Source organism: Acidimicrobiales bacterium (assembly GCA_036273495.1).
Lineage (GTDB): Bacteria > Actinomycetota > Acidimicrobiia > Acidimicrobiales > JAJPHE01 > DASSEU01.
The window spans coordinates 1-8571 of sequence record DASUHN010000374.1; the positions used below are offsets into that span (position 1 = coordinate 1).

9 protein-coding genes are annotated in these 8571 nt (G+C 72.6%); 7 read left to right on the forward strand and 2 right to left on the reverse strand.

The genetic code is table 11. The features are described 5' to 3' along the window. Both VFW24_16160 and VFW24_16165 read left to right on the forward strand, forming a co-directional pair. Nucleotides 1–519, forward strand: a 519-nt coding sequence (locus VFW24_16160; protein HEX5268302.1) for an elongation factor 4, incomplete at its 5' end; no start/stop codon positions are given. Between the two features lie 99 nt (nucleotides 520–618). Then, nucleotides 619–2019 (forward strand): hypothetical protein, encoded by a 1401-nt coding sequence (locus VFW24_16165; GenBank protein HEX5268303.1) that lies wholly within the window; start codon nucleotides 619–621, stop codon nucleotides 2017–2019. Here VFW24_16165 and VFW24_16170 read toward each other — a convergent pair. Continuing rightward, nucleotides 1977–2648, reverse strand: a complete 672-nt coding sequence (locus tag VFW24_16170; protein ID HEX5268304.1) for an alpha/beta fold hydrolase — start codon at nucleotides 2646–2648, stop codon at nucleotides 1977–1979. The genes VFW24_16165 and VFW24_16170 overlap by 43 nt on opposite strands. 402 nt (nucleotides 2649–3050) lie before the next feature. Between VFW24_16170 and hrcA the strand changes: the two genes are divergently transcribed. The 5 genes from hrcA (at nucleotide 3051) to hemW (ending at nucleotide 7810) form a co-directional block, all read left to right on the forward strand. Further along, complete coding sequence (hrcA, locus tag VFW24_16175; protein HEX5268305.1) at nucleotides 3051–4088, forward strand: heat-inducible transcriptional repressor HrcA; 1038 nt, start codon at nucleotides 3051–3053, stop codon at nucleotides 4086–4088. A 16-nt stretch (nucleotides 4089–4104) separates the two neighbouring features. Continuing rightward, the gene (gene dnaJ / locus VFW24_16180) at nucleotides 4105–5235 is read left to right on the forward strand and encodes a molecular chaperone DnaJ (protein HEX5268306.1); all 1131 of its coding nucleotides are present in this window, start codon (nucleotides 4105–4107) and stop codon (nucleotides 5233–5235) included. Beyond that, complete coding sequence (locus tag VFW24_16185; GenBank protein ID HEX5268307.1) at nucleotides 5232–5993, forward strand: RsmE family RNA methyltransferase; 762 nt, start codon at nucleotides 5232–5234, stop codon at nucleotides 5991–5993. Before dnaJ ends, VFW24_16185 begins: the two co-directional genes overlap by 4 nt. 160 nt (nucleotides 5994–6153) lie before the next feature. Then, entirely contained in the window at nucleotides 6154–6699 is a 546-nt protein-coding gene (locus tag VFW24_16190) for a transcriptional regulator (protein HEX5268308.1), read from the forward strand. 10 nt (nucleotides 6700–6709) lie between these two features. Next, nucleotides 6710–7810 (forward strand): radical SAM family heme chaperone HemW, encoded by a 1101-nt coding sequence (gene hemW / locus VFW24_16195; GenBank protein ID HEX5268309.1) that lies wholly within the window; start codon nucleotides 6710–6712, stop codon nucleotides 7808–7810. On the opposite strand, the gene VFW24_16200 is transcribed toward hemW, so the two are convergent. After that, nucleotides 7737–8571: acyltransferase (locus VFW24_16200; protein HEX5268310.1), on the reverse strand; the 835-nt coding region annotated here is incomplete at its 5' end. The two genes, hemW and VFW24_16200, sit on opposite strands and share 74 nt — an antisense overlap.

An 8571-nucleotide genomic window follows, 5' to 3' on the forward strand; every position in this document is an offset into this window, starting at 1 on the left:
CGCGGGGACATGACCAAGATGGAGTACCTGTCCCCGGAGCGGGTCGAGCTGGTGTACCGCATCCCGCTGGCCGAGGTGGTGATGGACTTCTTCGACCAGCTGAAGAGCCGGACCAAGGGCTACGCCAGCCTCGACTACGAGCCGGCGGGATACGAGACGTCGGAGCTGGTGAAGATCGACATCCTGCTGAACGGCGTGCCCGTCGACGCCTTCTCGACCGTCATCCACCGGTCCAAGGCCTACGACTACGGCCGGCGCATGACCGAGAAGCTGCGCGAGCTCATCCCCCGCCAGCTGTTCGACGTTCCGATCCAGGCTTCCATCGCCGGGCGGATCGTGGCCCGCGAGACGGTGAAGGCCAAGCGCAAGGACGTCCTCGCCAAGTGCTACGGGGGAGACATCACCCGCAAGCGCAAGCTCCTCGAACGCCAGAAAGAGGGGAAGAAGCGGATGAAGGCAATCGGGCGGGTGGAGGTCCCCCAGGAGGCTTTCATCTCGGCGCTGCGGCTCGACGACTGACGCCCGGGTCGGGCAGCGGACGCTAGCCCAATTCCGTCATACGGGGCCCAACCACGCGGGATGCGCGGGGCGTGTCGCGGGAGTGTTTACTCTCTTCCCATGCGCCGACAGCTTGCTGTCCCGCTCGCCGCGCTGGCCCTCTCGGGGCTGGTCGTCGCGGCCGGTTCGGGCCCGGCGGGGGCGGCGGTGACGGGGGCGGCTTCGCCGGCGGCGCAGCCTCCTCCGGGATCCGCTCCGCCCGCCGCCAGAGCCTGGATGCTGGTCGACGCCGACACCGGGGCGGTGGTGCAGGCCTTCAACGACCACGCCCTCATGCGTCCGGCCAGCGTGGAGAAGATCGTCACGGGCCTGCTGGCGGTGGCGGCCCTTTCACCCGACGCGTCCGTGCCGGTCGGCGCCGACGCCGCGGGGGAGGAGGCGGCCAAGATCAACATGAAGGCCGGGCAGGTCTGGACGTTCCAGGACACGCTGCACTCCCTGCTCATGGTCTCGGCCAACGATGCCGCGGTCGCGCTGGCGGACCGGGTGAGCGGATCCACGACCGGGTTCGCCCGGCTGGCGCAGATCGTGGGTCAGCGCATGGGCACGGCCGACAATCCGCTGCTCAACGACCCGGCCGGCCTCGACGACTCGTTCGCCGTGGGCGGGGGTGACCTGATCTCGGCGTGGGACCTGGCCCTGTTCACGCGGGCCGCCATGACCTACCCCGCCTTCAGCTCCGTGGTCCGCCTACCCATCTACGACTTCGTGGGCCCCGACGGGGTGCATCACGTGCTGCGCAACCACAACAAGCTGCTCCTGACCGATCCCACTCTCGTCGGGGTGAAGCCGGGGTACACCCGGGCGGCCGGGGACACCTACGTGGCCGAGGCGCAGCGGGACGGGCGCAGCATGATCGTGGTCGAGCTGGGCGTGGCCCCCGCCACGATGTACCCGGGGGCCGAGTACCTGTTCGGCCAGGGATTCGCCACGCCGGAGGACGCCGAGCCCACGGTGGACCGCCTGCCCCCGGTGCGGGTTCCCGACGTGGCCGCCCTGGCGGCGTCCCTGCATAAGACCGGCTCGGTGCCGCTCACGCCGGTGCCCTCCGGCCACCCCCGGGCCGCCTCGACCACCCACGCGAGCGCCGCCGCCTCGGGCTCGGGAGGTTCCGACCTGCTGCGGGCGCTGTTGATCCTTGCCGCCGCGGCCGTGGTCTGGGTGCTCTCGCGGCGCCGGTGGACCCGCCCTGCTGAGCGGCCCCGCCCGGCGGCCGGGCCCCGTCCCGTCACTCCCACCGCCCCGTCCCATCTGGCCCCCCACCCGATGGTGCCGGTGCCCGACTACGCGCCGGGCCCTCATGACGGTCCCGACGATGTCTGGCGGGCGGCCGGGGCGGCGTGGGGGGCGGCCGTGCCCAGCCAGCTGGTGGACTGGGCTGAGTGGGAGCTCGTCGGGTCCCCCGAGGCGGCCGCCGCTCAGGAGGCCAGGAACCGAAGGGCGGCGTCGATCGAGCGGTAGTCCTTCGGGGTGGCGAAGTGGTCCACCCCGGGCAGCGTCACCAGCTTGGAGTCGGGCAGCGCCGCCACCAGCTCGTCGGCCGGAGCCACGAAGTCCTTCTCCCCGATCACGACCAGGACCGGGCAGGTGATCCGTCCCAGCCGGGCGGCATCCAGGGTGGGGGGCCGGCGCCGCATCACCGCGGCCAGGGCGGCCCGGTCGTTGCGGGGATCGGCGGCCAGCTGGTCGAAGACCCGCATGCCGATCTCGTCGGGCGCCGCCCCCTTCTCGATGGCGTCGGCCACGGCGGAGTGCTGGTCGGCGTGGAACAGGTTGGCCCCCACCCCCATCACGACCAGGCGCCCGAAGCGCTCGGGGTGGTCGGTGGCGATGGTCAGGAGGATGCGGGCGCCCAGGGAGAAGCCGACGGCGTCGACCTGGGGCCGGTCCGAGAAGGTGGCCAGGACCTGGTCCTCCAGGTCGGCGTAGGCGTCCGGGTCGCTGGACTTGGGGCTCGAGCCGTGACCGGGCAGGTCCCCGCCGATCACCTCCCGCCCCTCGTCGGCCAAGAGGTCGGGCCAGCCGTCGTCGGCCCACCCGTGCTTGAACGACGAGGCGAAGCCGTGCACCAGCACCACCGGGTTGGCCACGGCGGGGACAGTAGCGGCGCCTCTCCGGTCCGGTCCGGAAGGCGGAAGGGACGTCATCCCACAATCTGCCAGCTCTCCTCCCCGCCCTCCCGAAACACAAAAATGGCGGCCGTATATGAAAGTTCATATATGGCCGCCCTCATTTACGCAGGGCGTGGTCGGCCGCGCGCACCATGTCGATCCCGGGAGCAGATCCCGCCACGGGGCGCGCGTTGAAGGGCGCCGGAAGTGCCGAAAACCGGTTGTATTTGAACTTTCAGGTATGCCGCGGCGAAAAAGCATTTTCGGGGCGCCGGGGGAGCGCCGCGTAACACCGGTTGACGACCCCCGGCGACGGGTGGACAGGGCCCCGCACCCCCGGCTGGCGACCGGGGGCCCCGACCTGGCAGTCGGTACAATCGAGTGCTAATCACCCGGGAGGCGGCTGCAGTGGACTCCGAGCTCGACGACAGAAAGGCAGCCATCCTCCGGGCCGTCGTCGAGCAGTACATCGAGACGGCCCAGCCGGTGGGCTCTCAGCACGTGGCGGAGCGCACCGAGGTGGCGGTTTCGTCGGCCACGGTACGCAACGAGATGGTCGCCCTCGAGAAGGACGGCTTCCTGGCCCAGCCCCACACCTCGGCGGGGAGAGTGCCGACCGACAAGGGCTACCGCTTCTTCGTGGACCAGCTGGTGAAGCCGGGGCCGCTGGGACCGTCGGAGCGCCAGAAGGTGAGGGAGTTCTTCGCCCGGGCCCATGGGGAGCTGGAGCAGATGCTCCACGACACGTCGCGCCTGTTGTCGGGTCTCACCTCCTACGCCGCCGTGGTCGTCGGTCCTCCGACCGAGGCCGCCACGGTGCGCTCGGTGCAGGTGGTGGGTCTGGCGGCCCGGGTGGGCATGGTCCTCGCGGTGCTGTCGAACGGGGCGGTGGTCAAACACACCATGGAGCTCGACGAGGCGGTCGGGGAGGAGCACCTCGGCGCCGTCACCGCCCACCTGGCCCCGCACATCGTGGGCCGCAGCCTCATCGACCTGGCCGACGTGCCCCCGAGCGGCAGCGCCGTCCTCGACGGTGTCACCCGCCTGGCCACCGCCGCCCTCCGGGTCAACGGGCGCGATGAGCCGGAGCAGGTGTTCGTCGGCGGGGCGGCCCGGATGGCCGCCGCCTTCGACGCGGTGGAGACGGTGCGCTCGGTGCTCGACACGCTCGAGCAGCAGTTCGTGGTGGTGTCGCTCCTGCGTGACGTCGTCGACCGGGGCCTGTCAGTGGCCATCGGCCACGAGCACGGCCTGGAGCCGCTGTCGGAGTGCGCCGTGGTCGTGGCGCCCTATGGCGGCGACGGTGGGAACCGCGGGAGCATCGGCGTCCTCGGCCCCACCCGCATGAACTACCCGCAGGCGCTGGCGGCCGTGGCGGTGGTGAGCCAGCGGCTGGGCCACCGCCTGGAAGAGGGTTGATGAGCCGGTACCGCCGATGAGCACCGACTACTACGAGCTGCTCGGCGTCGACCGCAGCGCGTCCGAGGACGAGATCAAGCGCTCGTATCGCCGCCTCGCGCGCGAGCTGCACCCCGACGCCAATCCGGGCGATCCCCAGGCGGAGGAGCGGTTCAAGCTCGTCACGACCGCCTACGAGACGCTGCGCGATCCCGAGCGGCGCCGGCGCTACGACATGTTCGGGCCCGACGGGGCGCGCGCCGGCGCGGCGGGCGGACCCGACATGGGCTCGTTCTTCGGCAGCGGCATCAACGACATCTTCGACGCCTTCTTCGGCGGCGGGTTCGAGCGGGCCGGGGGCCGACGCCCATCCGGGCCACCCCCCGGCTCGGACGCCGAGGTGGCGCTCGAGCTGACCTTCGAGGAGGCGGTCTTCGGCGCCCAGCGCGACGTCGCTGTGCGCACGGCGCTGGCGTGCGCCACGTGCAACGGAAGTGGTGCCCGTCCCGGCACCACGCCCACGAGCTGCTCGGGGTGCGACGGGACCGGGGAGGTTCGCCGGGTGCGGCAGTCGATCCTCGGCCAGGTCGTCACCGCCTCGCTGTGCCCGCGGTGTGGCGGGCTGGGTGAGGAGGTGCGCAGCCCCTGTACAGACTGCGGCGGGGAGGGCCGGCGGGCCGAGTCGCGCACGTGGACCGTCGACGTCCCGGCCGGAGTCGACCACGGAGTCACCCTGCGCCTTCCGGGCCGGGGCCCGGCCGGACCCCGGGGCGGAGCTCCGGGGGACCTCTACGTGCACCTGTTCGTCAAGTCCCACGAGCGTTTCGAGCGGGACGGCTTCGACCTGGTGCACAGCCTCCCGATCTCGATGGTGCAGGCGGCGCTCGGAACCAGGCTGGCCTTCGAGACCCTGGACGGGACCGAGGAGCTGGTGGTTCCCGCTGGCACCCAGAACGGGCGGGTGTTCAAGCTGCGCGGCCGGGGCGTACCCCACGTCGACGGCCGGGGCCGTGGGGACCTCCTCGTCCACGCCCTCGTGGAGGTCCCGACCGAGCTGACCCCCGCCGAGGAGGAGCTGCTGCGGCGCTTCGCCGAGGAGCGGGGGGAGGAGGTGGCTCCTCCCGGGGCGGGCGGCCTGCTGGGCCGCTTCCGCTCGGCCTTCCGCTGAGCGGTCCGGGCGGGGCGGCTCCCGCCGCGGCCCATGTCTTCGTCGACCCCACTGAGCTGGCGGCCCCCGCCATTCCCCTGGCGCCGGACGACGCCCACCACCTCGTGCGGGTGCTCCGGCTGCGCGACGGGGACCCGGTCACCGCCGCGGACGGCCAGGGATCCTGGCGCCCCGCCCGCCTGCGGCTGGCGCCCGGAACCGACCCCGTCCTGGAGGCCGAGGCGCCGGTCGTCCTGGAGGCGCCCCCCCGACCCGAGCTCGTCGTGGCCGTGGCCCTCCCGAAGGGGGACCGGGGGGACTGGGCCGTCCAGAAGCTGACCGAGGTAGGGATCGACGTGATCGTTCCCCTGGTGGCCGAGCGCTCGGTGGTGCGGTGGTCGGCCGAGCGGGCCGGGCGGGGTCTCGACCGGCTGAACCGGGTGGCGCGGGCGGCGGCCATGCAATCCCGGCGCCCCCGCCTGCCCCGGATAGCCGCGCCGGCCGCGGCGGCCGAGATCGTGGCCGCCCATCCGGCGGAGGTGGCCGCCGCCGACGCCGGGGGTGGACCCCCGGCCCTGGCCCGACCGGTCGTGCTGGTGGGCCCGGAGGGGGGCTGGGCACCCGGCGACCTGCCCGACGGACTGCCCCGGGTGGGCCTGGGGCCGACCACTCTCCGTACCGAAACGGCGGCCGTGGTGGCGGGTGCGGCCCTGGCCCTGCTGCGGGCCGGGCTGGTCACACAGGCACCCTCCGGGGGGTTTCCTGAGACTTCGCTGTGAGCTGGGAGGTGCCGTTGATCTGCTGTTGACCTCGGTTTGAGCGCGCATTGACCGCGGACAGTGGTCAACATCCTGGCTCTTTCGGTCAAACGGCGCATTTCCCAGGCGCCTGGGAAAGTTATCCGCGCAAATCGTGACCGTCCGTGGTACCTTCCCTGCTATGAGCGATGAGTGGGAGGACCCTGGCTACGCTCGCAAGGTCGGCGAACGATTACGCGCGATGCGTAAGCAAAAGGGTCTCTCGCTCCAGGCGGTCGAGGCCCAGTCCGGCAAGGAGTTCAAGGCCTCGGTGCTCGGAGCCTACGAGCGGGGGGAGCGGTCGATCTCGGTGCCCCGGCTGCAGCGGCTGGCCCGGATCTACAACGTGCCCGTCGACCAGTTGCTGCCCAGGACCGACGGGGACCCGGTGTGGGGCTCGGGCACGATCGACCTGACGAGCGAGGACGCCAGCCGCCTGGAGCTCACCCGGCTCCGGGAGGAGGGCAAGGTCGTCATCGACCTGACCAAGCTCGAGGAGATCGAGGGCCCGGAGCGGGACCTGCTGCGCCGGTACCTGGCCTCGATCCAGGTCCAGCGCCAGGACTTCAACGGGCGGATGCTGACGGTCCGGACCGAGGACATCGAGGCGATCGGGCGGTTCTTCGACCTCAACCCGGAGGCCATGCGCGACCGCCTGGAGACCCTGGGGCTCTGCCTCCACCGGTAGCTTCCACCCCCTGAGCGGCTCCCACCCCTTCGGGGTCTACGTCCATGTCCCGTTCTGCGCCCGGCGCTGTGACTACTGCGCCTTTGCGACCTGGGACGACCGGCACCACCTGACCGACCGGTACGTCGCGGCCCTGGCGACCGAGGCGGAGGCGGTTCGCCGGGCCGGCGGGCTGCCTCCGGCCACGAGCGTGTTCTTCGGCGGGGGGACGCCGTCCCTTCTGTCCCCCGAGCAGCTGGGCGGGGTCCTGGGGGCCGTCCCCCGGATGCCTGACGCCGAGGTGACCGTCGAGTGCAATCCCGAGACGGTCTCGTCCGCCCTCCTGGAGGGGTACCGCCGGGTGGGGGTCAACCGGATCAGCCTCGGCGTGCAGGCCACTTCCCCCGGCGTGCTGCGGGCCCTGGGGCGGGCCCACCGGCCCGAGTCGGTCCCCGCGGCGGTGGCGGCGGTCCGGCGCGCCGGGATCCCGACCTTCAACACCGACCTGATCTTCGGGGCCGCCGGCCAGAGCCTGCGGTCGTGGCGCCAGACCCTCCTCACCGTGCTCGAGCTCGAGCCCCCGCACGTGAGCGCCTACGCCCTCACGGTCGAGCCCGGGACCCCGCTGGCGACCGAACCGTCCCGCCATCCCGACCCCGACCTCCAGGCCGACATGTACGCCGTGGCCGACGAGCTGCTCACCCAGGCCGGGCTGGATTGGTACGAGCTGTCGAACTGGGCCCGCCCCGGCCACGAGTGCCGGCACAACCTCCTCTACTGGCAGCAGGGCGGCTACCGGGGTCTGGGGAGTGCCGCCCACTCCCACGCCGACGGCCGGCGCTGGTGGAACGTGCGGACGCCCGAGCGCTACATCCGCAGCGTGGAGGAGGGCCGGTCCCCCGAAGCGGCGGCGGAGGACCTGGACGAGGCCACCCGCCGGATCGAGGGTCTGGAGCTGGCGCTCCGCACGCGCCGGGGGGTCCCGATGGCGGCGCTGGAATCGGCGGGGGAGTTGCGCGAGCAGGGTCTGATCGACGCGGCCGGGGACCGCGCCGTGCTCACCCGGCGGGGACGGCTGCTGGCGAACGAGGTGTCGCTACGGCTCCGGGACGCGGTGCCCACCGGCTCTTGAGAGCCAGCGCCGGCCGCTCCACCAGGCGCCACGACAGCTCGGCGGCGCCGAACGTGGCCACCACACCCGGCACGAACGACCACGAACCGAGCGGGTGGAACCAGGTCGCGAACACGTAGTTCCACAGGTAGATGGCGTACGAGCGGGAGCCGACGTAGCGCAGGGGGCGCCACGACAGGATGCGGACGCCGACCGGTACCGAAGCCGCCGGGTGCAGGCGGCGCTCCATGGCCCCGTCCACCGCCAGGACCGCGACCACGACGGCCGCCGCCAGCGCCACCAGCGTGAACCCGCCGCGATACCGGAATGCGGAGCGGTCCTCGGCGAACCAGGCCACCGCCGCCAGCACGCCCGCCGCGCACGCGAACAGCCCCCGGCGTGCCGCCCGTGACGCGAGCATGCGTTCGAGGCGTCCCGAGATCCACAGCTGGGCTACCAGGCATCCGGCCAGGATGGCCTGAGCCCGGGTGTCGGTACCGAAGTAGATGCGGTCGGTCCCGGCTCCGCCGTTCCACTGCAGCAGGCTGTCCAGGACCGACGCCACGCCCAACGCCACGGTGGCCCGCAGCAACCATTGCGGGCGGACCCGGGCCACCACGAGCAGCAGCGCCGGCCACACCAGGTAGAACTGCTCCTCGATCGACAGCGACCAGAGGTGCCCGATCGGTGGCATGCCCACGTGCCGGACGCTGAACCAGTTGTTCACCTCGCCCATCGCCGACAGCACGCCCCGCGCTCCCACCCACAGCCCGGTCGGCGGC

What these genes read in the sequence shown, in the direction of transcription:
- VFW24_16190 (HEX5268308.1), top strand. Translation starts at nt 6,154, where the DNA reads ATGAGCGATGAGTGGGAGGACCCTGGCTACGCTCGCAAGGTCGGCGAA.
- VFW24_16165 (HEX5268303.1), top strand. Translation starts at nt 619, where the DNA reads ATGCGCCGACAGCTTGCTGTCCCGCTCGCCGCGCTGGCCCTCTCGGGG.
- dnaJ (HEX5268306.1), top strand. Translation starts at nt 4,105, where the DNA reads ATGAGCACCGACTACTACGAGCTGCTCGGCGTCGACCGCAGCGCGTCC.